Annotated in this window: 31 protein-coding genes and 1 pseudogene; 4 read left to right on the top strand and 28 right to left on the bottom strand. The window is 71.6% G+C overall.

Annotated features, from left to right (window positions below; all coding sequences use genetic code 11):
• Positions 1–204: 204 nt before the first annotated feature.
• The 28 genes from ACQEU8_RS36610 to ACQEU8_RS36745 form a co-directional block, all read right to left on the bottom strand.
• Positions 205–1,689: a phage portal protein gene (locus tag ACQEU8_RS36610; protein WP_433102058.1), complete on the bottom strand. Its 1,485-nt coding sequence runs from the start codon at positions 1,687–1,689 to the stop codon at positions 205–207.
• On the bottom strand, positions 1,676–1,855 hold the full coding sequence (locus ACQEU8_RS36615) for a hypothetical protein (RefSeq protein WP_433102060.1): 180 nt from the start codon (positions 1,853–1,855) through the stop codon (positions 1,676–1,678). Before ACQEU8_RS36615 ends, ACQEU8_RS36610 begins: the two co-directional genes overlap by 14 nt.
• Positions 1,856–1,866: 11 nt before the next feature.
• On the bottom strand, positions 1,867–3,138 hold the full coding sequence (locus ACQEU8_RS36620; RefSeq protein ID WP_433108564.1) for a PBSX family phage terminase large subunit: 1,272 nt from the start codon (positions 3,136–3,138) through the stop codon (positions 1,867–1,869).
• 13 nt (positions 3,139–3,151) lie between these two features.
• Positions 3,152–3,664 carry a helix-turn-helix domain-containing protein gene (locus tag ACQEU8_RS36625; protein WP_433108561.1) on the bottom strand — a complete coding sequence of 171 codons (513 nt, stop codon included), beginning with the start codon at positions 3,662–3,664 and terminating at the stop codon, positions 3,152–3,154.
• 130 nt (positions 3,665–3,794) lie between these two features.
• On the bottom strand, positions 3,795–4,112 hold the full coding sequence (locus tag ACQEU8_RS36630; RefSeq protein WP_433108559.1) for a hypothetical protein: 318 nt from the start codon (positions 4,110–4,112) through the stop codon (positions 3,795–3,797).
• Between the two features lie 90 nt (positions 4,113–4,202).
• On the bottom strand, positions 4,203–4,625 hold the full coding sequence (locus ACQEU8_RS36635; protein ID WP_433108557.1) for a hypothetical protein: 423 nt from the start codon (positions 4,623–4,625) through the stop codon (positions 4,203–4,205).
• Positions 4,626–4,668: 43 nt separating this feature from the next.
• Complete coding sequence (locus ACQEU8_RS36640) at positions 4,669–5,031, bottom strand: hypothetical protein (protein ID WP_433108555.1); 363 nt, start codon at positions 5,029–5,031, stop codon at positions 4,669–4,671.
• Between the two features lie 84 nt (positions 5,032–5,115).
• Positions 5,116–5,886, bottom strand: a complete 771-nt coding sequence (locus ACQEU8_RS36645; RefSeq protein ID WP_433108553.1) for a hypothetical protein — start codon at positions 5,884–5,886, stop codon at positions 5,116–5,118.
• Positions 5,887–5,945: 59 nt separating this feature from the next.
• The gene (locus tag ACQEU8_RS36650) at positions 5,946–7,595 is read right to left on the bottom strand and encodes a hypothetical protein (RefSeq protein ID WP_433108551.1); all 1,650 of its coding nucleotides are present in this window, start codon (positions 7,593–7,595) and stop codon (positions 5,946–5,948) included.
• A gap of 183 nt (positions 7,596–7,778) precedes the next feature.
• Positions 7,779–8,606 (bottom strand): hypothetical protein, encoded by an 828-nt coding sequence (locus ACQEU8_RS36655; RefSeq protein ID WP_433108549.1) that lies wholly within the window; start codon positions 8,604–8,606, stop codon positions 7,779–7,781.
• 10 nt (positions 8,607–8,616) lie between these two features.
• Complete coding sequence (locus tag ACQEU8_RS36660; protein ID WP_433108547.1) at positions 8,617–8,865, bottom strand: hypothetical protein; 249 nt, start codon at positions 8,863–8,865, stop codon at positions 8,617–8,619.
• Entirely contained in the window at positions 8,862–9,398 is a 537-nt protein-coding gene (locus ACQEU8_RS36665; RefSeq protein WP_433108545.1) for a hypothetical protein, read from the bottom strand. Before ACQEU8_RS36665 ends, ACQEU8_RS36660 begins: the two co-directional genes overlap by 4 nt.
• Positions 9,395–9,871 carry a hypothetical protein gene (locus ACQEU8_RS36670; RefSeq protein ID WP_433108543.1) on the bottom strand — a complete coding sequence of 159 codons (477 nt, stop codon included), beginning with the start codon at positions 9,869–9,871 and terminating at the stop codon, positions 9,395–9,397. Before ACQEU8_RS36670 ends, ACQEU8_RS36665 begins: the two co-directional genes overlap by 4 nt.
• A complete protein-coding gene (locus ACQEU8_RS36675) occupies positions 9,871–10,692 on the bottom strand; it encodes a hypothetical protein (protein ID WP_433108541.1) in 822 nt (273 codons plus the stop codon). Before ACQEU8_RS36675 ends, ACQEU8_RS36670 begins: the two co-directional genes overlap by 1 nt.
• 86 nt (positions 10,693–10,778) lie before the next feature.
• Positions 10,779–11,270: a single-stranded DNA-binding protein gene (locus ACQEU8_RS36680; RefSeq protein WP_433108539.1), complete on the bottom strand. Its 492-nt coding sequence runs from the start codon at positions 11,268–11,270 to the stop codon at positions 10,779–10,781.
• A complete protein-coding gene (locus ACQEU8_RS36685; protein ID WP_433108537.1) occupies positions 11,270–11,788 on the bottom strand; it encodes an HNH endonuclease signature motif containing protein in 519 nt (172 codons plus the stop codon). The genes ACQEU8_RS36680 and ACQEU8_RS36685 overlap by 1 nt, the downstream gene beginning before the upstream one ends.
• A gap of 131 nt (positions 11,789–11,919) precedes the next feature.
• Positions 11,920–12,141 (bottom strand): hypothetical protein, encoded by a 222-nt coding sequence (locus ACQEU8_RS36690; RefSeq protein ID WP_433109280.1) that lies wholly within the window; start codon positions 12,139–12,141, stop codon positions 11,920–11,922.
• Positions 12,110–12,589: a hypothetical protein gene (locus tag ACQEU8_RS36695; RefSeq protein WP_433108535.1), complete on the bottom strand. Its 480-nt coding sequence runs from the start codon at positions 12,587–12,589 to the stop codon at positions 12,110–12,112. Before ACQEU8_RS36695 ends, ACQEU8_RS36690 begins: the two co-directional genes overlap by 32 nt.
• Positions 12,586–13,260, bottom strand: a complete 675-nt coding sequence (locus ACQEU8_RS36700) for a zinc finger domain-containing protein (RefSeq protein WP_433108533.1) — start codon at positions 13,258–13,260, stop codon at positions 12,586–12,588. The genes ACQEU8_RS36695 and ACQEU8_RS36700 overlap by 4 nt, the downstream gene beginning before the upstream one ends.
• Positions 13,257–14,207: a mucin-2 gene (locus ACQEU8_RS36705; RefSeq protein WP_433108531.1), complete on the bottom strand. Its 951-nt coding sequence runs from the start codon at positions 14,205–14,207 to the stop codon at positions 13,257–13,259. The genes ACQEU8_RS36700 and ACQEU8_RS36705 overlap by 4 nt, the downstream gene beginning before the upstream one ends.
• 68 nt (positions 14,208–14,275) lie before the next feature.
• Positions 14,276–14,494 (bottom strand): aromatic ring-opening dioxygenase LigA, encoded by a 219-nt coding sequence (locus tag ACQEU8_RS36710; RefSeq protein WP_433108529.1) that lies wholly within the window; start codon positions 14,492–14,494, stop codon positions 14,276–14,278.
• The gene (locus tag ACQEU8_RS36715; protein WP_433108527.1) at positions 14,491–14,847 is read right to left on the bottom strand and encodes a hypothetical protein; all 357 of its coding nucleotides are present in this window, start codon (positions 14,845–14,847) and stop codon (positions 14,491–14,493) included. Before ACQEU8_RS36715 ends, ACQEU8_RS36710 begins: the two co-directional genes overlap by 4 nt.
• On the bottom strand, positions 14,844–15,476 hold the full coding sequence (locus ACQEU8_RS36720; protein ID WP_433108525.1) for a hypothetical protein: 633 nt from the start codon (positions 15,474–15,476) through the stop codon (positions 14,844–14,846). The genes ACQEU8_RS36715 and ACQEU8_RS36720 overlap by 4 nt, the downstream gene beginning before the upstream one ends.
• On the bottom strand, positions 15,473–16,552 hold the full coding sequence (locus ACQEU8_RS36725) for an ERF family protein (protein WP_433108523.1): 1,080 nt from the start codon (positions 16,550–16,552) through the stop codon (positions 15,473–15,475). The genes ACQEU8_RS36720 and ACQEU8_RS36725 overlap by 4 nt, the downstream gene beginning before the upstream one ends.
• Entirely contained in the window at positions 16,549–16,917 is a 369-nt protein-coding gene (locus ACQEU8_RS36730) for a hypothetical protein (protein ID WP_383130339.1), read from the bottom strand. The genes ACQEU8_RS36725 and ACQEU8_RS36730 overlap by 4 nt, the downstream gene beginning before the upstream one ends.
• Complete coding sequence (locus ACQEU8_RS36735; protein ID WP_433108521.1) at positions 16,914–17,255, bottom strand: hypothetical protein; 342 nt, start codon at positions 17,253–17,255, stop codon at positions 16,914–16,916. Before ACQEU8_RS36735 ends, ACQEU8_RS36730 begins: the two co-directional genes overlap by 4 nt.
• 107 nt (positions 17,256–17,362) lie before the next feature.
• Positions 17,363–17,551: a hypothetical protein gene (locus tag ACQEU8_RS36740; protein WP_382930484.1), complete on the bottom strand. Its 189-nt coding sequence runs from the start codon at positions 17,549–17,551 to the stop codon at positions 17,363–17,365.
• Complete coding sequence (locus tag ACQEU8_RS36745) at positions 17,536–17,760, bottom strand: XRE family transcriptional regulator (protein WP_382930483.1); 225 nt, start codon at positions 17,758–17,760, stop codon at positions 17,536–17,538. The genes ACQEU8_RS36740 and ACQEU8_RS36745 overlap by 16 nt, the downstream gene beginning before the upstream one ends.
• A 297-nt stretch (positions 17,761–18,057) precedes the next feature.
• On the opposite strand from ACQEU8_RS36745, the gene ACQEU8_RS36750 reads away from it, so the two are divergent.
• From ACQEU8_RS36750 to ACQEU8_RS36765, 4 genes and pseudogenes are all read left to right on the top strand, one after another.
• A complete protein-coding gene (locus ACQEU8_RS36750) occupies positions 18,058–18,468 on the top strand; it encodes a helix-turn-helix domain-containing protein (RefSeq protein WP_433108518.1) in 411 nt (136 codons plus the stop codon).
• Between the two features lie 20 nt (positions 18,469–18,488).
• Positions 18,489–18,662 carry a hypothetical protein gene (locus ACQEU8_RS36755; protein WP_382930479.1) on the top strand — a complete coding sequence of 58 codons (174 nt, stop codon included), beginning with the start codon at positions 18,489–18,491 and terminating at the stop codon, positions 18,660–18,662.
• Positions 18,663–18,738: 76 nt separating this feature from the next.
• A complete protein-coding gene (locus ACQEU8_RS36760; protein ID WP_433108516.1) occupies positions 18,739–20,403 on the top strand; it encodes a recombinase family protein in 1,665 nt (554 codons plus the stop codon).
• A 67-nt stretch (positions 20,404–20,470) separates the two neighbouring features.
• Positions 20,471–20,686, top strand: a pseudogene (locus ACQEU8_RS36765) (fatty acid--CoA ligase); the annotation flags it as partial.

The following is a 20,686-nucleotide window of genomic DNA, read 5'->3' on the forward strand; positions in this document are numbered from 1 at the left end:
ATCGCCCGTATCCCAACGTCGAACGCGCTCGCCGGCACATCGGGGGTGACTACGACGCGCCCGTGCCGGGCCGGCCGCATGACTGGCAACGGCCGGCCGACGGGTACGGGCGGGTCTGCACGCAGTGCCGCATGGCCCGTAAGTTCTGGGCGGGCGGTGCCTGCCCTGGTGTCCCTCTCGGGTCGGGTCAGTACGTCTGACCGATCACGCGGCCATGGGGAAGTTTCCGACGGGGTCGGGCGCGCCCGCGCCGGTCTCGGCGAGGATCGCGTCGACCTCGGCCTGTACATCGCTGTCGTCCCACTCCGGATGCAGCACCTTGACCTTGGTCTTGGTGGAGACAGCGCCTGCACGGTTGAGCAGGTCGAGCGTTGTGGCGGTCTGCTGCTCGGACTCGGCGACACCGTCTCCGAACTCGACGTTGGGGCGTTCGGGGGTGATGCGCTGCCCGAACTGCACCGCGTCGAGCTGCAACATGACGTGCAGCATGTCGGCCAACGGATGCCTGACGTACCCGGCCTTCTTCTTCCGGGTCACCATGCTCCGGGCGTCCCGACTGTCCGACTCCGTCGCGGTGATGGGCTGCCCGCCGCCATCGAGGCCGAAGGACTGGGCGCTGTAGCCGGCGGACTGGGCGGCCTGCCGCATGAGCGCTTCGGCGGTGCGCTGGTGCTCCTCGACGCGGATCTCGAACTGAGCGAGCGTGATGCCGTTGCCCTCGGTCGGGGGCATGCGCAGACTCGTCCACACTTCGCGGTCCTCGTCGAAGCTCGCGCCTTCTCCGGGGCCGTTGTCGCGCAGGTAGCCGTCCGGAACGATCAGCCGGGCGCGGGCGAGCCTGATGTCGCGCATCCAGCTCGACCACGTCTCGTCGAGGCTGGCGAACTGGTCGTAGATCGGCGCGGCGTAGTCGCTGCGCCCGAGCGGGGCGCCGCGGTGCCTGCGGTTGGGCAGCATGTTCGGCACGTAAGCGGCCGTGAGGTTGCGAATGCCGGTGCTGATGGACTGCCCGTCGCCGTCGGTGTCGAGGCTGTCGACCAGCTCGGCCGTGTCCGGGTGCTCCGTGAGCGGCACGGGCCGGCCGACGGTGTCGGCGGTGCCCTCGTACAGCGCGTGCGTGATGCGGCCCGGCTCATGCCGCTCGAAGTGGCGCAGCACGGTGTGCGCGTCGTCGGTCGTGAGCTCGCGCCAGAACGTGACGGCGCGCAGCATCCCATATCGAAACTCGGGCAGGGCTGCGTCGGGTTGCACCACGTCGAGTATCGGCCGGTCGACCAGCTCGCGGTCCCACGTTGCGCGCAGGTAGACGCTGCTGAGCGCGGCGGCCTGCTCGGCGCCAGAGATGAGCGTCTGCTGTACGCGGCCCTCGTCGAGCAGCACATCGAGCCGCGCTTGCGTGTTGGTATCTGTGACGGTGATTGCGGGCATGTCGGCGAACAGCAGGTCGGCTGACGTGCTGGCGATATCGCCGGGCAGGGGAACGTGCAGCCGGTTGTCTCGGCGCGGGTGGTGGTCGAGGGACTTGCGGCCCCACAGGCGGCGACGCTCGGCCGGGCGCGGGTGGGGCTCGTAGATGCGGGCGAGACGGCGCCGGTCACCGGAGTACCAGGCGTCGTCGAGGGCGATCTCGCGGTACACCTCTGCCCACTGCGGGGGCGGCCACGGGGCGCCGGTCTCAGGGAGTGGCATCCGGGGTCACCTCCTGGTCGTTGAGGATGTCGGCGGCGGCGCGGAGGAATCCGGCGACTGCGGGGCGCAGGGGCTCGCCGGGTTCGAGGGTGAGCTCTCCCGCGTCGACCGTGTGGTCGCCGACGGTGAGTCGTATGGGGAGGGTGAGTGGTGCGGTTGCGGCCATGGGGCGGCTCCTTACGCGGCGAGGCTGAGCAGGTGCCGCCATTCGTGAGCGGTGGAGTGGAGGGCGTACCGCAGCGCGTCGCATGAGTGGTCGTCCACCTTGAGCGGCTTGTCCTCGCCCTTTTCGGTGGCGGCGGGGTCCCAGCAGTAGCCGGCCATCTCACCGAGCAGGCCCTCACAGGAGCGGTGTACGAGCAGGCGGCCGGACGCGAGCAGTGCGGCCACGGACCGGATGCCGTCGGTCACGTCGTTCTGCGCGCGGGCGATACCCGGGAAGCCGTCGGCCCACATCTGCGTGATGAAGCTCGCGGCGCTGGGGTCGATGAACGTCCACTCGGGCGTCACGCCCGCAGGCGCGTCGGGGGCCGCGTCCGGATGACGCCACGTGGCGAGCCAGTTTCGCACGGCGGCGCTGTACTGGGCGTCGGTCATCTGCCGGTGCACGCGGCGGGAGTCGTGCCGCCACTCGCTACACACGTATAGGCGGCCGTCGACGCCCTCGCCGAGCAGCAGCGCGGCAAACGCGTTCGTGGTGCCGTAGTCGGTGCCGGCCCAGTAGCGGCGCATCTGCGGCAGCTCGTCGACGACGTGCTGTCCCTCGTCCCACATGTCGTAGATGGCGCCCTCGGCGACGACCCATGCGCCGTCGATCATGCGGCGTCGCCAGAGGCCGACGTACTCGGCGGCGAGCGCGTCGACGTAGGCGCGGGACAAGCTCGGGTTGTCGCGCAGCTTGAAGTGCCACGCGCGCATGTCGAGCTCGTGCGACCGGTCGAGGTAGCCGGTCTTGAGCCAGTGGCGGGGCGAGTCCGGGTTCGTGGTCGCGTACAGCCTCGCCCCGGGTACGGAGAGCCGGGCGAGTAGCTGCGTCCAAAAGCCCTCGGGCATGAGGGTGGCCTCGTCGACGTACGCGAGTTGCGCCGTCAACCCTCTGAGCCTGCCCTCGGCGCGGGCGTCTGCCGCGCCGATCAGGTGGACGGTGCGGCCGAGGATGGTGGCAGTGGTGGCGCCGCGGGTGTGCTGCACGTGCCGGGCGAGCGGCCCGAAGAGTGCCACGTCTTGCAGGGGGTCGAGGCAGTTGCGTTCGATCGTCTGGAGCGACCGGCCACAGATGATGATGAGCCCGGACGGGCCGGCGGTGGCGACGGCGATCACGAATGCGAGCAGGCTCGCGATGGTCTTGCCGCTGCGCACGCTGCCGTGCCAGAGGTTGATGCGGGCGCGGGCCTGCCCGATGCTGCGCAACTGCTTACGAGACAGGGGCAGAGAGTCGAGGTCGAGCACTGCGGCTCACCTCCTACTCGGCGCCCCCGTCGTCCGCGTCGTCATCGGCTGCGCGGGTCAGTGCCTCGCCGAGCGCGCCGAGCATGCTGCGCACCTGGTCGGCTCCCTCGCCTCCCTCGGCGGGGGCCAACTTGAGTGACTGCTGGATGGCGGTGCCGGTCGCGGCGATGATCTGCCGTTGGTCGGCGAATCGCGGTTTGTCGAGGTGCACCTCGTGCCATTCGCCATCGCGGCCGGCGAACTCGCCGTAGGTGGACGGCTCCCACAGTTGGGCGCGGAGTCGTTCGGCGTCCTGGTGCAGCGTTTCGGCGAGCTGGGCGCGGCGGGCGGCGAGGTCGATGCGGCGTGCCTCGGTGGCGGCGATGACCTCGGGTCCGCGGTCGAATGTGAGGTCGAGCTCGCGGGCGATCTTCGACACGGTCGAGGGGGAACGTTTCAGCTCGCGGGCGATCTCGTTGCGCGCCTTGCCCTGCGCGTGGAGGCGGCGCACCTGCTCGCGGTCGTCGTCTGTGATTGGGCGCGGCATGGGTGGTCACCTCCTCGCGCGGGCATGCGAAACGCCCCGCCACTCGGGGGTGTGGCGGGGCGCTGGTGTCTGTTTCCGGGCATGCCGGAGACGGCCCGATTAGATCACAGTCCGATAACGGCCTGCAAGGTCAGTAGCGCGGGGGCGGCTGCTGGCCGGGGTACGGGGCCTGCTGCTGGGGCTGGCCCCACGCGTACGGCTGCTGCGGCTGTGCGTACTGCTGAGGCGGTGCGGGTGCCGGCCCGGCTGGCGGGGCGTAGTAGCCGGGCGCGCCCTGGGCGCCGGGCACGGGACCGGAGTATCCGGGGGGTACGTCCATGACTGTGAGACGGCGTCGACGTGCGGCAAGGAAGATCGGTGTCCACAGGCCGACGGTGAAGAGCATCATCGTCCAGTGGAAGCCGATGGCCACCCACCCCATTTTCCGGCGCTGCTTGATTCTGGGCATGGTCCCCTCCCGTGACGACCGCGTGTGTGTGATGTGACTTTCTGGTGTGCCTGATGGTTGTACGGGCTGGGAGGGGAACGGCGGGTGCGGCTACTGGTGTTCGAGGGCGGCGCGCAGTGCGGTAACGCTCTCGTACGCGATCTCGGTGTTCATGTACTCGTGGTCGGCGTGCACGAGCCACGGGCCCCGGAGAGTGATCGTGTCGTTGTCGCGCTCGACGGTCCACTCTCCGGGGGGTGTCGGTGCGGACCCGTCCGGCGGGAGCAGCCACTCGGGGTCGAGGGGCGCGGGATTGGACTTCTGCCACTCCTGCCATGCCCGGTGACCGGTCACTTGGGCGAGGGTGGCGAGCAGGGCGGCCCGGTCGGCGCTGGGCAGGGTGACGGCGTACCGGTCGACGCGGTGGACGACTCCGTGTGCGTCGTTGTTGGCGCGGTTGAGGTAGAAGGACTCGCGTCGTACCTCGGTGCTGTACGGGCCCATCTCTGGGGTGGGCTGCTGGATCGCTCCCATGGCTGGTGCTCCTCTCGGTGGTGGTCAGCGTAGGGCGGGCGCTTCACGCGTTGCGCGGTTTCTGCGGGTGTGTGAGCGCCTGCCGTGCTGGCGTCTCGGCGACGCGGGGGTAGGCGGTGTGCGCCGGGTTGGGCACCTGTTCGGGCGTCCCGTCGGACAGTGCGTAGCGCACGCCGATGATGTGGGGCGCGGTGCCGCCGGGCGCCTCCTGGTGGTCCCATGCGCGGCGGTAGGCGTTGGCGAGCAGGTGCACGGCCAGGCGCACGGGGTCGGCCGCGTTGCCGTGGGCGCGCATGAGTACGGCGAGGTCGTCGCGCATGTCCTCGTCGAGCACGCGGACGGAGACGGCGCGGCCGACGGCGGGCGGGGTGGCGGTGCGGCGGCGGTTAGGGTTGGTGTCAGCCATGGCGGGGGTTGCTCCCGGTGTGGTGAGTCGGGCCCGTCCGGTGGTGGAGTCACCGTGTGCGGGCCCGCGCTGATTTCGGGCTCTCTACTTGCTGTCGTCCTGCTGCGCCTGGTGCCTGGCGACCGCCCCGCGCAGCGTTTCGAGGTACTGCTCGACGGCCTCGCGGTCCTGCTCGGGCACGTCTCCGAGCGCAGCGGAGTAGCGGGCGAGAGTTTTGCGCGGGTCGCCCCCTGCGTCCGCCTCGGCCTTGACGGCGTACTCGCACAGCTCCTTGACGCGCTTCTGTCGCTCCTCGCGGAGAATTTGGTACACGCGTGACTGCGTGAGGCCGAGCTCGTCGGCGATCCGCGCCGGCTTCATGCCGCGGTCCGCCTCGGCCATGACCACGCGGGGCGTGACGGCTTGGGCGGCTTCCCCGGCGAGGCGGAGCGACCGCACGTCGTCGAGGGTGAGCTGATCGGCGAGGCGGTCGAGGTAGTCGTCGAGGGTGTCGGCGGCGTCGGCGCTGTAGGCGGCTGCGATGTCCTTGACGTATTCGAGGGGGTCGGCGTCGGTCGGGTTGGGGTCGCCTGCCAGGGCGCGCGCTGCCACCGTCTTACGCTCGTACTCGTCGAACAGGGCGTACATGCGGGCCATCAGTTGAGCGCTGGGGGAGGTCTCCACGGGGATGCCTTCGGCGTTGAGCTGGGCGGCGATCCGCTCGTACCTGCGCCGGTTGTGGGCGGCGCTGGCCGGCCGGTCCTCGGGGAGCAACCCGCGGGCGGCGAGGTAGCGCTCGGCTTCGGCGCGCTGCTCGGGTTCCGTGGCTGGGTGCTCGGATGCGTCCGGGCCGGTCGGCTGGTCGTTGGTGTCCATGCGGTGCTGCTCCTGTCGATGGGCGAGGCCCGCCCCGGGCGGGGCGGGCCGGTGGGTGGCTACTGGGGCCGGTGGGCGAAGACGCACTGCGAGCTGCGGAGCATCGTCTCGACAGTCCAGCCGCGGCGGCGCAAGCGGTCGGCAAGGCAGTCGAGGGCCGGGCCGTGCGGCATCTGGTCGCGGCGGATGATCCGGCCTCCCTCCAGCCAGTAGACCGCGACGCGGTCGCCTTCGCGGGGGTCGACCATGTATCCGCGTACGTCGGTCTCGGCCTCGGTCGGCTCGGTCACGTCGTGGTGGTCCGTGAGTCGGGCGGCCTTGAGTCCGTCGAGGGCGGCGCGTGCGGCGCGCACGTTCGGGTGGGTGGAGTCGGCCGGGAGACTGCCCTCGGCGGTGCCGTCGTGCTCGACGATGACGCCCTCGACGACGCGGCGCTCGGCGGCCTGCTCGGTGCGGACGCCCGGGGCGAACAGCGCTCCCTGTTCGGCGTCCTGCTCGACGGTGAACAGCGCGTCGTCGGCCTGCTGCTCGCCGATCCACTCGCCGCGCCACGTGCCCGCTGCGGCGTCGGCCTGCTCAACGGCGGCGACCGTGTCGGCGAGTTCGGTGTCGACCGTGGCCCGGCGGATGAGGGTGGGAGCCTCAGCGGGCGCCGGGTCGCAGGTCTCCCATGGGGTGTCGATAGCGAGGTTCACGATCGGGCCCTCGTGGTCCTTGTAGATGGCGCACGCGGTGCAGCCGCATGCCGGGTTGTACGGCGCGGGGGCGGCGGTGTAGGGCTCGGCGTGGTACAGGGCGTGTGGCTCGGTGGCGGTGTCGGCGGTGAGATCATCGCCGAAGCAGGCGAGTACGGTGTCGCCGGGGCGCACCTCGTCGGCCCGCACGATGACCGGGGCCTCGACGGGGTCGGGCTGGCGGTCGGCGGGGAGGGCGTACCCGTGCTCGCGGGCGATGCGCTCGGCCGCCTCGACGCTCGCGGTGTACTTCCCGTCGTCAAGGGTGCGCGGGTCGCCGTCGACGCTGTGCAGTTCGCCGCGCTCGGTGGTGACGGCGGCGGGCCACGCGCGGTACAGGATCGCGACGACCTGCTCGGACTCGATGACCAGCACGTCGCCGTCGCGGATGTCGTCGCGGTTCTGCGAGGCGTCGTACGCCTTGCCGGTGGTCTCGAACCGGTGCGTGAGGATTGCTGGGGCGTGACCAGCGCGCTTGATCCACAGACGGGCGGCGGCGATCTGGGCGCGGCTGTAGGCGCCCCGAATGCTGAGGATGTGCTCGGCGTGGCGGCTGATGATGTGCAGTGGGCGGGTGCTGGTGGGCTCGATGACTAGCGTCCGGCCGCGCCCGCGGCGGGCGGCGTCGAGGGCTGCGGCGGTCTCGTCGTCGCCGATGTACTGGGCGGCGAGGTGGTCGGCGAGTGCGCCGGGGATCGTGACCGTGCGGCCGGTCCGGGGGGTGTCGTCGGTCCGCTCGGATGCTTCCTGCTCCTGGCCCTCCGGGGCGCAGGGGATCACGGCGGCGACCTTGAATCCCCGCTTTTCGGCCTCGCTGGCGCCCTTGCGGGCGTTGACCTCGCTGCCGGACCAGCGGTAGGCGAAGGTGCCGTTGCCGGTGGTGCTTGCGGCGATGACTACGTGTGTGTAGGTGCGGGTCTTGCTGGTGCGGGTGAAGGTCTGGCCGTCGTGGTGGGCGACGAACTTCGTTGCCATGGGGGTTGCTCCCTTGGGTTGTGGGTGCCGGGTGGAGTCCGGCGCCGCCGGGTGGAGTCCGGCGGGGGAGCCCCACTGTAGGCACTTGTGGAGTCGCTTGACAAGTGGCTACACAAGCGACTTCACGACAAGGGGGTGCCGGGCAACGTCGGCGCCCCCGTGGCCTGTTGGTACCTGTACCTGCTACTCCTCGGCGCGGCGGTCGGCGGCGTCGAGGGCGGCGTACAGGCCGACCAGCTCGGCGCCACGCCACACGCGCCGGCGCCGGAAGTCGAGCAGCACGGGCGCCCCGCACGCCTCGCCCGTCGCGCACGTGACCATGGGCGTACCTCCCGCTTGCGTGCGGCCGGTCAGCTCGCCACCGCACCACGGGCACGGCCGGTCAAGGGTGGTCGTGCGTCCGTCGCGGCCGAGGGCCCGCTCGACCCGCTCGCGGCAGCGGCGCGCCACGGCGGCGGCCTCATCGAGCAGGCGCAGCGGCATCGGGGCGAACAGGTCGCCCGACGGCTCGTCGAGTGCGCGGCCCTCGATCCAGACGGCGGCCCAGTGCAGCCCGTACGCCCGGGAGCCGGGATCGGTGGCTGAGGCGTAGTGCCAGCGGGCGGGGTCGTTGCGGTCGGCTCCGTCGACGACGGCCACCGTGCGGCCGGGGCCGGTCGGTTTCGGAGTGCGGCGTACGGGGCGCTGCACCTGCTCGGCGATCTGGTCGGCGAGGTCGAACAGATCGCGTTCGACAGCGAGGGTGGCGTCGAGGGCGTCGAGATTCACGGGCGCGGGGTGCTCGCGGAGTACGAGCGGGGCACGGCCGATCGTGGCAGTGGCCGGCACCTGGTCGAGCTCGGCGTCGCGGGCGGCGAGCTGGTGGAGGAAACCTTTCTGCTCGCGGGGCGGCCACTCGGCGGCCGGGGGGCGCTCGACCGCGAGCAGCAGGTCGCCCCACTGCTCGCGTATGGCGGCGAGGTCGACGGCGGCCCGGCGGGCCGGGGCGCTGGTGTCAAGGGCGGTCGTCATGGGCTGCTCCCTACTTGCGGCGGGTGTGGGCGGGTCCGTGTGGGGACTGCCAGGCGGGGCGGTCGCGCGGGGTGGCGGGCGGCGGGGCGAGGGCGTAGTCGTCGCGCCGGGCGGTGCGGGCGGTCTCGGCGGCGCGGGCGGCGGCGTGCAGGGCGGGCGTGATGGCCTCGACGTAGGCGCGCATGACGGCGCGCATCTGCTCGACGGCGACGCGCACGGCCTCGGGGTCGACGCGGGGCGGCGAGGGCTGCTCGGTCATGGGCGCGACTCCGGGGTCTCGTCGACGTGGCACGGGCCGTCGGTGCGGTGGGTCACGTCTGGGGTGCTGGGCTCCCCGCAGCAGCAGGGCGCGGCGGGTGGCTCAAATCCACGGCAGGGGCACGCGCCTCCGCGGCTGATGCAGCCGTGACTGTCGGTGTGCCAGCCGCGTAGGTGCTCGCAATCGGGGTTGCTGCACGGCTCGTCGTCGATGGCGTGCTCGATCTCGTCGGCGGTGAGGGTGGGGCCGTGGCGTCGTGCGGTCTCGCGTACGCGGTCGACGGCGGCCTCGGCCTGCTCGGCGCGCTGCTGCCACTCCGAGCGCTGTGCGGTCACGGCGCGGTAGGCCCTGAGCTGTTCCTCGGCGTCGACGGCGCGCTGTACGGCGCGGTCGGCGGCGCGGAGCTCGGTCTCGACGTGGGCGCGGAGTAGTCCGGCCTCGCTGGGCGTGAGGACTCCTCGCTGTGCGCGGGAGAGGAGCACGAGCAGGCTGTCGCGGCGGGCCTGCCGCTCCTCTGCGGTGAGCGCTGTCACTGCTGCTCCGGGGTCTCTTTGGGGCCGAGGACCTGCTCGCCGCGCGCGTCGAGGCGGGCGGCGCGGGCGAGGATGCTCGCGCGGTCGGGGCCTTCGGGCAGTGCGTCGGCGAGCTCGCGTGCGAGGGCGGCGAACAGCTCGGCGGCGTAGCCCGGGGCGAGGTGGCGAGGCGTGCCGGTCTCCTCGTACAGCTCGACCAGCCGCAGCAGGGGGTTTCCCGATGATGCCTCGGCGGTGCGCTGTGCGTCCGGCTGGTCGACGGGGGCCCACACGGTGTGTGCCTGCTCGACGTGGCCCGTGGCGTCGCCTCCTGAGCGGCGCATGTAGCTGCGCCAGAAGGACAGGCGCCCGCGGGCGTGGCCGGCCTTGCTGTAGGGGCCCTCGTACTCGGTCCACTGCTCGCCCGAGCGGCCGGTGAGAGTGAGGACGGCGCGGTACACGGTGCGGCCGTCGGCTCCGATGTTGCGGGCCATCAGTGGGCCCTCGCGGTCTTCTTGCAGCCGGGGCAGAAGTCGCCGTCAGCAGTGCACGACCAGCCCTCGTTGCGGCGTAGGTGGTCGCGGGCGACTTCGAGGCGGTCGCCCTTGGTCATCTGGTCGGTGACTATGTAGTCGCCGCGGTGCGTGATGCCGCACTGGTCGCAGAACACGGCGATGCCGCATGGGAACTTCTGGCCGGTCGGCTGCTCGCTGGCCGGGTAGGGGATCGGCTCGTCGCCCTCGGCCGAGGCGGCGGCGTCGAACTGGTCGGCGATGCTGCGAAGCGCGTAGGCGGTCGCGGCCTTGGACATGCCGCGTGCCGCTGCGTCGACGGTGATGTGTTCGGCGTCGTCGGTCTCGCCCGCGGGCCGGATGATGACGTACGCGAGGGCGTCGCGGCCGTCGACGAACGCGAGGCCGGTCTCGGCGTGGTCGGGGCACGGCTTCCCTGTGGCGGCGGCTCGACCGCAGGCGGGCGGCTGCTCCTGGTGCTCCTCGACGGGGCGCCACGCGGGGACGCTGCGCTCGTACTGCTCGACCTCGACCGCCTCGACCGTGCGGGCGTAGTCCCACGCGTCGGTGTCGTCCTGGTGCTCCGTGAGGCCCTGCTCGTAGGTAACGCGGTACGCCTTGCCGTCGTCGGGGGCGCGGAACACCAGCTCGTGCACGGACACCCATCGGCGGGTGTCGACCTGCTCGCGGTGCAATTCGACGGCGGCCTCGGGAAAGTCTGCGGCAGTGGTCTCGGTGGCGAGATCGTCGGGCAAGCCGAGAGTGTCGAGCTGTTCCCGGGTGAACGTGCGAGTGCGTGCCATGAGGCGGTGCTCCTATCTCGGTGGAGTCGAGGGGGTCGCGCGCGCGGCGCGGGCTGCGTCCGGACTCGGCGCCCGGTGGCGGTGGGTTAGAACGGGGGCTCGTCGCTGTATCCGCGGGGCTGCTGGTTGGCCCAGGGGTCGCCCTGCGGGGCGCCGTATCCGCTCTGCTGCTGGTTCCAGCCGCTTCCCTGCTGCGGTGCGTTCTGGCGCTGGCCGGTGGTCTTGGTGACTGCGGCGGTGGCATTGCGCAGGCTCGGGGCGACTTCCTCGGCGGTGATCTCGTAGGACGACCGCTTGTTGCCCTCGCGGTCTTCGTACTGGCGCTGCTGGAGTCGGCCGACGACAACGACGCGGGCGCCCTTCTGGATGGACTCGGCGACGTTCTCGCCGAGCTGGCGCCATGCGGAGACGCCAAGGAACAGCGGCTCGCCGTCTTTCCACTCGTTCGACTGCTTGTCGTAGTGGCGCGGGGTGCTGGCGATGCGGAAGTTCGCGACCGCGGCGCCGGACGGCGTGAAGCGAAGCTCGGGGTCGGCAACGACGTTGCCAATGACGGTGATCGTGGTCTCGCCGGACATCAGGCGGCCTGCCTCTCGGGGTTGGTGGTGCGGGTGCGAATGGGTGCGACGGTGGCGAGTTGCTGCTCGCGGGCTGCGGCGCGGGCGGCGCGGGCCTTCTCGCGCTTGCAGGCGCGGCACTTCCGGGTGCCGTTCGGGGCGCGGTAGGTGTTCGCCGCGTCGTAGGCGTGGCCGGCCGGGCAGGCGCGTACGGCGGCGCGGCGGGCGACGTGGTTCGAGCTGGCGAGCACGTTTTCGCGGTGGGTGATGGCGCGGAGGTGTGAGCGACGGACGCATGCGCGGTTGCGGCACTGGTGGTCGACGTCGAGGCCGTTGGGTACCGGCTGGCCGTCGGCGAGTTCTACGGCGTACCGGTGGGCCTTGACGGTGCGGCCGTCGGCCCAAAACGTGCCGTAGCCCTTCTCGTTGGTGGCGCCGGTCCAGATCCAGCACCGGCCGTGCACGTCGCGTACGAGTGGCGTGGGGCCGCCGCGGTCGACGTTTTGCTCGAACCGCTCGGCGGGTGTCGGGCGAGCCATCGCGTGCACCTCCGGATGTTCGGGGCCGGCTGGATGTGTCGTGCGTGAGCGATGCTGTTTCGCTCGTGCGTGGAACGTATCACGGAGGGGCGCCCCTTGGGGGTTGCTGTGGGGGCGCCCCTGCTGGGGGGCTATGCGGCGGTGGTGGTCGGCTGTGTGGCCGTCTGCGGGCCGCTCGGGGGGCTGGTCGGCTCGATGGTCCACCCGGCGGATTCGAGCGCGTGTGCGATGCGCTGGGAGGCTGCGCCGGGGCGGTTGAGCAGTTCGAGGGTGGTCGTGTCCTCAAGCGCGGCGCGGATGACGGCGAGGGCGGCGGGGCGGTCATCGCTGCGCCCCGGTGATGTGGCGGGCACGCTGGCGGTGTTCGGGCCGGACGATGGCAGGCGGCTGCATGAGCGCGCGGGCATGGGTGCTGGCTTCGGCGGCGAGGCGGTGCTGGCGGCGCTGCTCGGCCGCGGCCTGCTGGGCGCGCTGCTCGGCCTCCTGGCGGGCGCGTTCGGCTGCCTCGGCGGCGGCCTGCTCGGCGGCCTGCCGCTCGGCGAGCAGCGCGGGCCCGTCGAGTTCGTACAGGGTCCGCCACTCGAACCCGCGGGCGGCCTGCACGATGACGTACGCGCCCTGCTGGGCGAACGTGTCGGCCAGGCGGCGGGCGGCGGCACGGTCGGGAGTGGTTCGGATCGCCGGGCGGTTGGGACGGGAGTCCCAACTGGCCTCGACGCGGAACAGTTTGCTGTTTCGGGTGCGGTCGCCACTGGTGGGCTTGCGGCGGTGCGGACGCTCGGGGTGCTTGCGGCGGTTCACGATGCCTCCTGGCGAGTGGTGTGGACGGCGAGGGCGTCGTCGAGGCGGGAGGGGTGCGGGGTAGTGCGCTGCTTGGCGCGGTTCTTGCCCATGCGGCACGGTTGGCCGACACGGGCCCGGCAGTAGCCGCACGGCACGTCGAGCGGGTCGGGCTGTCCGTGAGCGGCAAGGGACTCGCGTTCGGCGCGAACGGGCCGGTACGGGGCGAGCTGGGCGGCGGCCTCGGCCGGAATGCTGCGGCCGATGGCGGCCAGACGTTCGGCAACCTCCGGCGCGGGACCGCCCGTCAGCGCGGGCGGCGCGGTACCTGGGGCGCGGCCGACGGCCTGCGTCGCGGTCTGCGGGGCGATACGCCCGTCGGCCACGGCGCGCGTGAGGGCGCGACGGCGAGCGAGGTACTGCACGGGTGTCTCATCCGGGTGGCCGTCGTCAACGACGTTCGCCCGCTCGACACGCTCGGCCCGGATCTTCGCGCGCTGGGCCCGAACGTGCGCAGGGGTGAGCCATCGGTCGGTTTCGGCGTAGTGCCGGCCGACGGCGTCGCGGGCGTCCTGATCGAGCGGCATCGCGTGCAGTGCGGCAGCCCACGCGCGGGCGTCGGCCTCGCCGACGGTGCGCCGGTCGAACGCGGCGGCGAGGGTCAGCAGCTCGGCGGCGTCGGCGGGGGTCACTGGGCAGCCTCCTGGGCGCGGAGGCGGGCGGCGAGGTCCATTCCTGCGGCGACGCGCTGATCTGTGGTGGAGGGGCGGGCGCCGCGGTCGAGGGGGATCACATCGGCGCCGGGCGCGGTCTGCCAGGTACGCGGGTCGGCCCAGACCTTGAGCCAGTAGCGGGCTGGTTTCGGGTCGTCGCCCGGGGCGGTTCGGCGGGTGACGACCTCGGCGAGGGCGTCCGCGCCGTGTGTCTTCACCAGCTGGTGCACGTCGCGCTGTTCGCCGAGTCCGAGCGACCAGCGCACGCCGCACCCTGCGGCGGCGAGGGCGTCGGCGAGCGGGTGCAGTTCGGGTACCAGCCCGGACCGCTCGCGCGCGTGCTGCTGCTGTTGTACTTCCGAAGGAAGTACAAGGGGTCGGGTCGGGTCGGGTCGGGGGGACCGTGACGGGCCCGTACCGTCACGGTGTGACGACTCCTTCTGACCTGCAATGTCGTCCGGAAACTCGATCTGATTCGCGGACGGTTCGCGATTTTCGCCCGACGAATCGTCGTCGATTCGCGGACGATTCGCCGACGAATCCGGCGGATTACGCTCTTGGTTCCGCTGCTCGGCGGATCTCTCGCGGGCTCGCTGCTGGCGCTCGGCGGCGGCGGCGCGCTTCTGCTCGGTCTTCTCGCGCGTCGGGTTGTAGGTCAAAAAGTCGTGCATCTGGTAGTCGCCGGGGGCTGGCTGCGGGCAGCGCGGGCAGGTGTGGCCGTGCTCGTGCCAGAGGCCGGCGGTGACCAGCTTCCGGGCCTGCGGGGCGGTGCCGTAGAGCTGGGCGACGACGCCCGGTACGGCGCCTTCTGTGAGGTGCTGGGCGCAGTAGGCACCGACGCGCATCCAAAGGCCGAGGGCGGCGTTACCGGCCTTGAGCAGCTTGGGGTGCGCGTGCGCAGTGTCGTCAACCTTGAACCAAGGCAAGGGGGGTGCTCCTGTCTGGGGGCGCCGGGGGCGAGGGGCGCGGCGGCTCTCCCTCGCCCCCGGACGCGTCACGGGGTGGTGCGGTAGGGGTGGGTGCGGGCGGGCTGGTGCTCGGCGCACCGGTAGCCGCACGGGTACGGGCGCACGGGGACGGCTCCGCACCGGGGGTTGCCGTGCTCGCAGCGGGGCGGCTCGGCGTCGACGGCGAGCTGTCCGGGCACGGTCGGCGGGGGCGGGCCGTCGAGCAGACGGCGCGTGGCGTCGAGGCCGCTCACGGTGGCGCTCATCCGAGGGCCTGCGCGCGGTACTCGGCTGTCCGTACGGCGTCGATGTGGTCGAGCTCGGGCGCGATAGGGACTCCCGCGTGTTCGAGCTCGTACATCAGGTCGGACATCGACCAGTCGTCGCCTTCGTTGGCGTCGTAGACGACGCGGGCGACGGTTTGACGCGTGGTGGCGAGGTCGGTCTCGACGGCGAGGAGACGACGCAGCAGCGCCCCAACAGTGCGGCTCGGGAGGCGCACCTCGTCCGCGGTGCCGAGCTGGTCGGCGGTGGTGAGCACCAGCTCGGGCGCGGCCGGGTGGACGGTGCCGAGCTTGGCGGCGAGGGCGGCGAGTTGGTCGGGTGGTGTGCGCGTCACTGCTCGTCCTCCTCGCCCGCTGTGATGGCGGCGAGCTGTCCGGCGAGGGCGCCCGTGCGCCACGCGGCGGCCGTCGCGTTCTTCCCGCCCTTGCGCCACGTGATCCCGTGCGTGCGTGCGCGGGTGGGCTTGATCACGACGCCTGGCACGTCGAGCACTTCACCCGTGGTCTTGTCGACGACCTTCGTCGCGCCCGCGGCCTGCATCTCGCCGAGCAGTTCGGCGAGCTTCCACGGCTTGACGGTGCGCACGATGCGGGTCTCGGTCCACTGCTCGGCGGGCCACTGCTCGCGGAGCCAGCGGGCGAGGGCTTCCTCGTCGGTGACGACCGGGCCCGTCTCGCCCTTGCGGAGCCCGATCGTGGCGACTGCCTCGCCGGTTGGGAGCTCGGCGGTGATCCGCTCGGTACCGTCGCGCTCGGCCGCAGCGTCCAACGCGGCTTGTGTCCGCTTGCGCACGTCCGCCTGCGCTTGCTTGACGCGCTCGGAGAGCAGTTTCAACACGGCGGCCTGCGTGGCGAGGTCCCGCAGGGATTCGGCCTGCTGCTCGACGGTCTGCGTGGTGGCGGCCGTCGCGGCGGCGGCGACGGCGAACGCCTGCTCGCGCTCGGTGCTGTCGGTGGCGCTCACGCGGCGGTTCCCTTCGCGGCGTCGAGCAGGTCGTCGCGCATCTCGCGGAGCTGGGCGACGGTCGCGGCGGCGGGCTGGCACTGGAACCGGGCGGTAAACGCCTCGTCGGTCTCCTCGGGCGAGGCGAGTCCGGCGTCGCGGGCGGCGTCGTACATCTCGCCGAGCGCGGCGGCGTGCTCCTGCTTCGCGGGTTCGCCCTGCCAACTCGTCTCGCCTGCGGCGTCGGTCACCTCGTCGACGGCGGTCGGCTGGTGGCCCTTCGTCCACTGCATCGCGCGGCGTGGCGTGTCGGCGACGGCGCCGCGCTGCTGGCGCGGTTTGGCGCCGGGCTTGCTCGCGCCGATCTCGGCGAGTGCGGCGAGGTAGTCGGCCGGGGCCCCCTCGTCCTTGGCCTGCTTGTGCAGCGCACGGACGGCGCTCACGTTGTCGGCGGCGCGCGCTTCGGCGAGGTAGTCGCGCGAGGGCCCGGTCGGCTGCTGCGGGGGCGGGTCCTGCTCCCACGGGCCCGGCTCGGCGCGGCGACCGCGGCGCGGCTGCTGCTCGGCCTGCTGCGGCGCCTCGTTCTCCGGGTGGTGGCGGTCGCCGTCGTCGATGCTGCGGCCGTCCACGGGAAGCATGAACAGCGTGAACAACAGGTACTTGAGCGCCGCGCTCTGTGCCTTGTTGGTGGCCTTGTCGGCGTAGTCGGACGCCTCCCCCGGTACGTCCGCGATCAGGCAGTCACCAGCCGGACCGTAGATGCGGTATCGCATCCGGATGACGGTGTGCGTCATCTTCTCGCCCCGGCGTTCCTGCCGGTGCGTAACGATGCTCGGCAGGATGAACACCCCGTGCTTCCGCAGGGGGCCCGCCATGGCGCTCATCACGTCGTCGATGCCGCGGAACTTGTAGTTCTGCTGCTGGTTCCGCTGGTTCTTCGCGACGGGCATCGCGTCGCCCATCACGGCGGCGAGGGCGGTGAACACCCGGGGTGCGTCGGCGGGTGCGCCCTCGGGTGCAGGCTCGTAGGTGGTGCCTGCGGGGCCGACGGGCAGGGGGGCGGCCTCGGCCGTCGGGGTGTCGGTGGCGGTCGTCATGCGTGGTGCTCCTGGTTGGCGAGGTGTGCGCGGGCGGCGCGGGCGGTGAGTTCGTCGGCGAGGGCGACGGCCTCGGCCGGGTCGATGACGTGGTCGAGGACGGCCGGGGGCGGCAGCTCGCCGTACAGCCCGTCGCGGGTGCCGTCGGCCTCGGCGGCGCGCATGGCGCGGTCGTAGTCCGTGGCGCACGGGTTGCACTGGGCGTCATCGGCTGCCTCGACGGCGTCGGCGTGCGCGGCCAGCAGCGCGGCGACCGTCTCGGGGTCGCGGGCGTAGGCGGCGGCGAGCTCGTCGAGCAGCACGTCGGGCCGGTCGTCGGCCAACCGGATGGCGAGGCCGTCAGCGGTGAGCTGCGGCCGGATCACAGCAGCTCCTCGGGCATCGTCGGCGCGTCGTCGGTGAGCTCGCCCGTGATGGCGTCGTAGACGTGCGGACGCGACCAGTCGGCGTCCGGGAGCATCCGGCGCAGCAGGCCACGGGCGGCGCGGTGCGCGGCCCGGTCGGCCTCGATCGGTTGGCCGAGCGCGTCGTCGAGGGACACCCACACCTTGCGGCGCTGCTCGCCATCGAGGACGGCCGTCACGGGGACGGTGCGAACGCGGGCGGTACCGGGGGCGATCTGGTCGAGCTGGCGGGCGATGATGCCCGCGAGGGTGCGGCGCTTCTCGGCGTCGGTCGCCGGGGCGTCGGTAGGCTGGTGCATGGTCACGGCCTGTTGCCTTTCGTCGGGTAGGTCGTGCGGGCCGCCCCAGGTCGGATCTGGGGCGGCCGTTTTGCTGCGGCTGGTCCGAGTCGGATTCGGGCCAGCCGTCACGCTGCGGCGCGGTGCGCCGGGGCCTGCTGGGCGCGCTGCTCGCGCTCCAAACGGCGGAGGATGAGCTCGACCTCAGGGTCGAGGCGTCCGGCGGCGCGGTCGGCGTCGCGGCGGGCGCGGGCCCGGTCGAGCACAGCGCGGGCGTTTGCGAACGCCTGTTCGCGGGGAATCACGTCATTTCGCACGGGGCTGCCTCCCGGATCTTCACGAGCTGGGTGGCGGGCACTCCGTAGTGGCGCTCGACGGCGGCGGCCACGGCGGCGCTCGGCGCGGTCTTGCCGGTCCACAGGCGCCACGCGGTGTTTCGTGCAACCTTCAACCGTCGTGCGGTGTCGGACGGTGTGACATCACCCACGCCACGGGCGGCGGTCACGAGTAGAGAACGGTCGTACATGGGCGGTCCTTCACTCCGTGGGCGAACTTGTTTCGTCCACGAGTGGAACGCTAGCACAAGGATGAGCCGCGCGTGAACGGAGCAAACGGACGCCAATCTGCACAGGTCATCCACGAATAGGGGCGAATCTTCACAGGGCATATGCGGTTGACACACGCGTGTAGCGAGCACAAAATCGGACCCGTGTTCGACTGGTCACGTGAGGTAGTGAGATGACTGCGGGTGCACATGAACTGTGCGCCTCTCTGGCTGATTCGCGCCCGTGCGGAGTGATTCCGCGCGCGGTATGTTCCACGCATGGAACACACCGACGCGCCAGACCAGCGCGCCCAATTCGCCGAATGGCTCCGAGACCAGATCATCCGGCGGGGATTCGCCCTCGACGCGAGGGGCGAGCAGGCTCGCTTTGCTCGTTACGCGGGCATCCCAGGCGGCACCCTCAGCCGACTACTTGCCGGCACCGCGACCCCCGACATCGTCACTCTGCGCCGCATCGCCACCGCGCTCGACATCTCGCTCGGGCTCGTGCTCCTCCGCGCAGGCATCGCCACCGAGGCCGACCTCACCGTCACCAGCCGCACAGATGAGCCACCCCTCACACCCGAGAAGGCAGCCGACGAACTGGGCATCCATGAACCCGCTGCGCGCAGGGCTTTCATTGCCAGTGTCGAGGCGCTACGCACACCGCCCGCAGACGAGAGCGGGTGACTGATCTTTGGAGCCGCCCCATGGCACGCGTAACCGTCGCAACCACCGCCGCCGCCCTCGCCGTCACTGCCGCAGCCCTCGCGCGGCAGACACGGCAACGCGTCACCCGCGACGCGTACCGGGCCGGCTACCTCGACGCGCTGCGCGACGTACGCCGCGGACTCCTCGACACCCACAGCGAGCCGGAGAACTGACCGCGCCACCGACCACGGGCGACGCGATCCCGCGCGCCCGACATCCCTCATCCACACACGGGAGGAGTAGGAGCACGTGACCACTACGCAGGCATGGCCTGCAACATTCGACGGCCCGGAGGCACGCGAGCCGTTCGTCGGGTACATACGTGTCAGCACGTGGAAGGAGGAGAAAATCAGTCCGGCGCTCCAGCGCACGGCAATCCTCGATTGGGCACGCCGCACCGGCCGACGCATCACACGATGGGTCGAAGACCTCGATGCCAGCGGCCGGAACTTCAAACGCAAGATCATGACCGCGATCGACTACGTGGAACGCGGACCCGAAAAGGGCATAGCCGTCTGGCGCTACAGCCGATTCGGCCGCGACCGCGCAGGCAACGCGATCAACCTCGCACGCGTCGAAAGCATCGGCGGCCTACTGGAGTCCGCAACCGAACCAGTTGACGCGTCGACCGCCATTGGCCGCTTCCAACGCGGCATGATCCTGGAGTTCGCGGCATTCGAGTCCGACCGCATCGGCGAAGCGTGGGCGGAGACCCACCAGCACCGACGGAGCGTCGGACTTCCAGCCACCGGACGCCCCCGCTTCGGGTACATCTGGCACCCGCGTTGGAACACCAGGACGCAGACCCTTCAAGAGGAACGCTACGAGCCAGACGAGAGCGACACCGGGCCCGTCATGGCAGAGGCGTACCGACGCTATGTCGAACACACCGGGTTTGCCTCCCTGTGCGGCTGGCTCAACAGCAGCGGCTACCGCACCACCCGCGGCACGCTGTGGACCACACAGACACTCACCCGCTACATGGACAGCGGCTTCCCCGCCGGCCTGCTCCGCCTGCATGACCCCTCGTGCAACTGCGCCGGAAGGAAGACCAACGGCGGATGCCCAAACCACCTCCTTGTGCAGGGGGCACACGAAGAGATCATCGAATGGGATCTGTGGCAGGCGTACCAGCAGCGTCGGAAGGAGGTACGTGCCACCCCGCCCCGCGCGCGCAATGCCCTCTACGAGCTCACCGGCCTGAACCGGTGTGGGCAGTGCCGCGGTGGCACATCTGTGACAACGACTCTCAGGTCAGAAGACGGAAAGCCCGTCAACGTAAACGGCTGGGCGTACCGCTGTTCGCAGCGGGCAGTGTCCGGCGGTGCGAAGTGTGAGGGGGTGTGGATTCCGCGGCACGTGGTTGAAAGGACGGTGCGTAACTGGCTCACGCGTGAAGCCGCCCCGGGTATCGACGCAGCACCAGCCACACCCCAGCAGGAACCACCGGCCGTAGACGAACGGGCGCGTGCCCGCGAGAGCCGCCGCAAGCTGCAAGCCGAGGCCGAGCAGTACGACGCCGCTCTGCGTCGCCTTGCTGTCGACAACGCCATGAACCCTGAGAAGTACCCCGACGGCGTGTTCGAGGCCGCGAGGGACGAACTCCAGCAGAAGCGGGCCCGCGTCGACAAGGCCCTCGAACAGCTCGTCGAGGTTGAGGAGACCCCGCACCGGGCCGACTTCGTGCGGCTGGTCGTCGGCGCCGCCGAGGAGTGGCCGACCCTGAACACGGCAGAACGCAACCGCCTCTTGAAACAGCTCATCCGGCGTATCGCACTGGTCAGGCGCAGAGACCAGTACGGAGAGCCCATACCCGGTCAGGCCGGCGTCGAGGTGCAGATACACCCTGTGTGGGAGCCGGACCCGTGGGCCGAGGTACAGACGGATTCATGGGAAGAGGTGCCGTCGAGGTAGTGACATACCGCCGGGTATGCCCTGAGAATCGCGGCCATAGCTACCGCCGCGTAAGGGGAGGCCCCCAGTGCACAGCACAATGCAGGACGTCCCGCTACTGCTCTCGCGCATCCTGACTCACGGCGCGACAGTGCACGGCGGATCGCAGATCACCACATGGACAGGCGACGCGGAGCCGCACCGCACCACGTTCCGTGCGACCGGCGAGCGCGCCGCACAGCTCGCGCACGCCCTTGCTGACCTCGGAGTCGGCGAAGGGGATGTTTTGGGAACGTTGATGTGG

Origin of the sequence: Streptomyces sp. CA-250714, from assembly GCF_050936705.1 — a bacterium.
GTDB lineage: Bacteria > Actinomycetota > Actinomycetes > Streptomycetales > Streptomycetaceae > Streptomyces.

Coding starts and splice junctions, on each gene's coding strand:
- ACQEU8_RS36610 (WP_433102058.1), bottom strand. CDS start 1,689: ATGCCACTCCCTGAGACCGGCGCCCCGTGGCCGCCCCCGCAGTGGGCA.
- ACQEU8_RS36615 (WP_433102060.1), bottom strand. CDS start 1,855: ATGGCCGCAACCGCACCACTCACCCTCCCCATACGACTCACCGTCGGC.
- ACQEU8_RS36625 (WP_433108561.1), bottom strand. CDS start 3,664: ATGCCGCGCCCAATCACAGACGACGACCGCGAGCAGGTGCGCCGCCTC.
- ACQEU8_RS36630 (WP_433108559.1), bottom strand. CDS start 4,112: ATGCCCAGAATCAAGCAGCGCCGGAAAATGGGGTGGGTGGCCATCGGC.
- ACQEU8_RS36635 (WP_433108557.1), bottom strand. CDS start 4,625: ATGGGAGCGATCCAGCAGCCCACCCCAGAGATGGGCCCGTACAGCACC.
- ACQEU8_RS36640 (WP_433108555.1), bottom strand. CDS start 5,031: ATGGCTGACACCAACCCTAACCGCCGCCGCACCGCCACCCCGCCCGCC.
- ACQEU8_RS36645 (WP_433108553.1), bottom strand. CDS start 5,886: ATGGACACCAACGACCAGCCGACCGGCCCGGACGCATCCGAGCACCCA.
- ACQEU8_RS36650 (WP_433108551.1), bottom strand. CDS start 7,595: ATGGCAACGAAGTTCGTCGCCCACCACGACGGCCAGACCTTCACCCGC.
- ACQEU8_RS36655 (WP_433108549.1), bottom strand. CDS start 8,606: ATGACGACCGCCCTTGACACCAGCGCCCCGGCCCGCCGGGCCGCCGTC.
- ACQEU8_RS36660 (WP_433108547.1), bottom strand. CDS start 8,865: ATGACCGAGCAGCCCTCGCCGCCCCGCGTCGACCCCGAGGCCGTGCGC.
- ACQEU8_RS36670 (WP_433108543.1), bottom strand. CDS start 9,871: ATGGCCCGCAACATCGGAGCCGACGGCCGCACCGTGTACCGCGCCGTC.
- ACQEU8_RS36675 (WP_433108541.1), bottom strand. CDS start 10,692: ATGGCACGCACTCGCACGTTCACCCGGGAACAGCTCGACACTCTCGGC.
- ACQEU8_RS36680 (WP_433108539.1), bottom strand. CDS start 11,270: ATGTCCGGCGAGACCACGATCACCGTCATTGGCAACGTCGTTGCCGAC.
- ACQEU8_RS36685 (WP_433108537.1), bottom strand. CDS start 11,788: ATGGCTCGCCCGACACCCGCCGAGCGGTTCGAGCAAAACGTCGACCGC.
- ACQEU8_RS36710 (WP_433108529.1), bottom strand. CDS start 14,494: ATGAGCGCCACCGTGAGCGGCCTCGACGCCACGCGCCGTCTGCTCGAC.
- ACQEU8_RS36725 (WP_433108523.1), bottom strand. CDS start 16,552: ATGACGACCGCCACCGACACCCCGACGGCCGAGGCCGCCCCCCTGCCC.
- ACQEU8_RS36735 (WP_433108521.1), bottom strand. CDS start 17,255: ATGCACCAGCCTACCGACGCCCCGGCGACCGACGCCGAGAAGCGCCGC.
- ACQEU8_RS36745 (WP_382930483.1), bottom strand. CDS start 17,760: ATGTACGACCGTTCTCTACTCGTGACCGCCGCCCGTGGCGTGGGTGAT.
- ACQEU8_RS36750 (WP_433108518.1), top strand. CDS start 18,058: ATGGAACACACCGACGCGCCAGACCAGCGCGCCCAATTCGCCGAATGG.
- ACQEU8_RS36755 (WP_382930479.1), top strand. CDS start 18,489: ATGGCACGCGTAACCGTCGCAACCACCGCCGCCGCCCTCGCCGTCACT.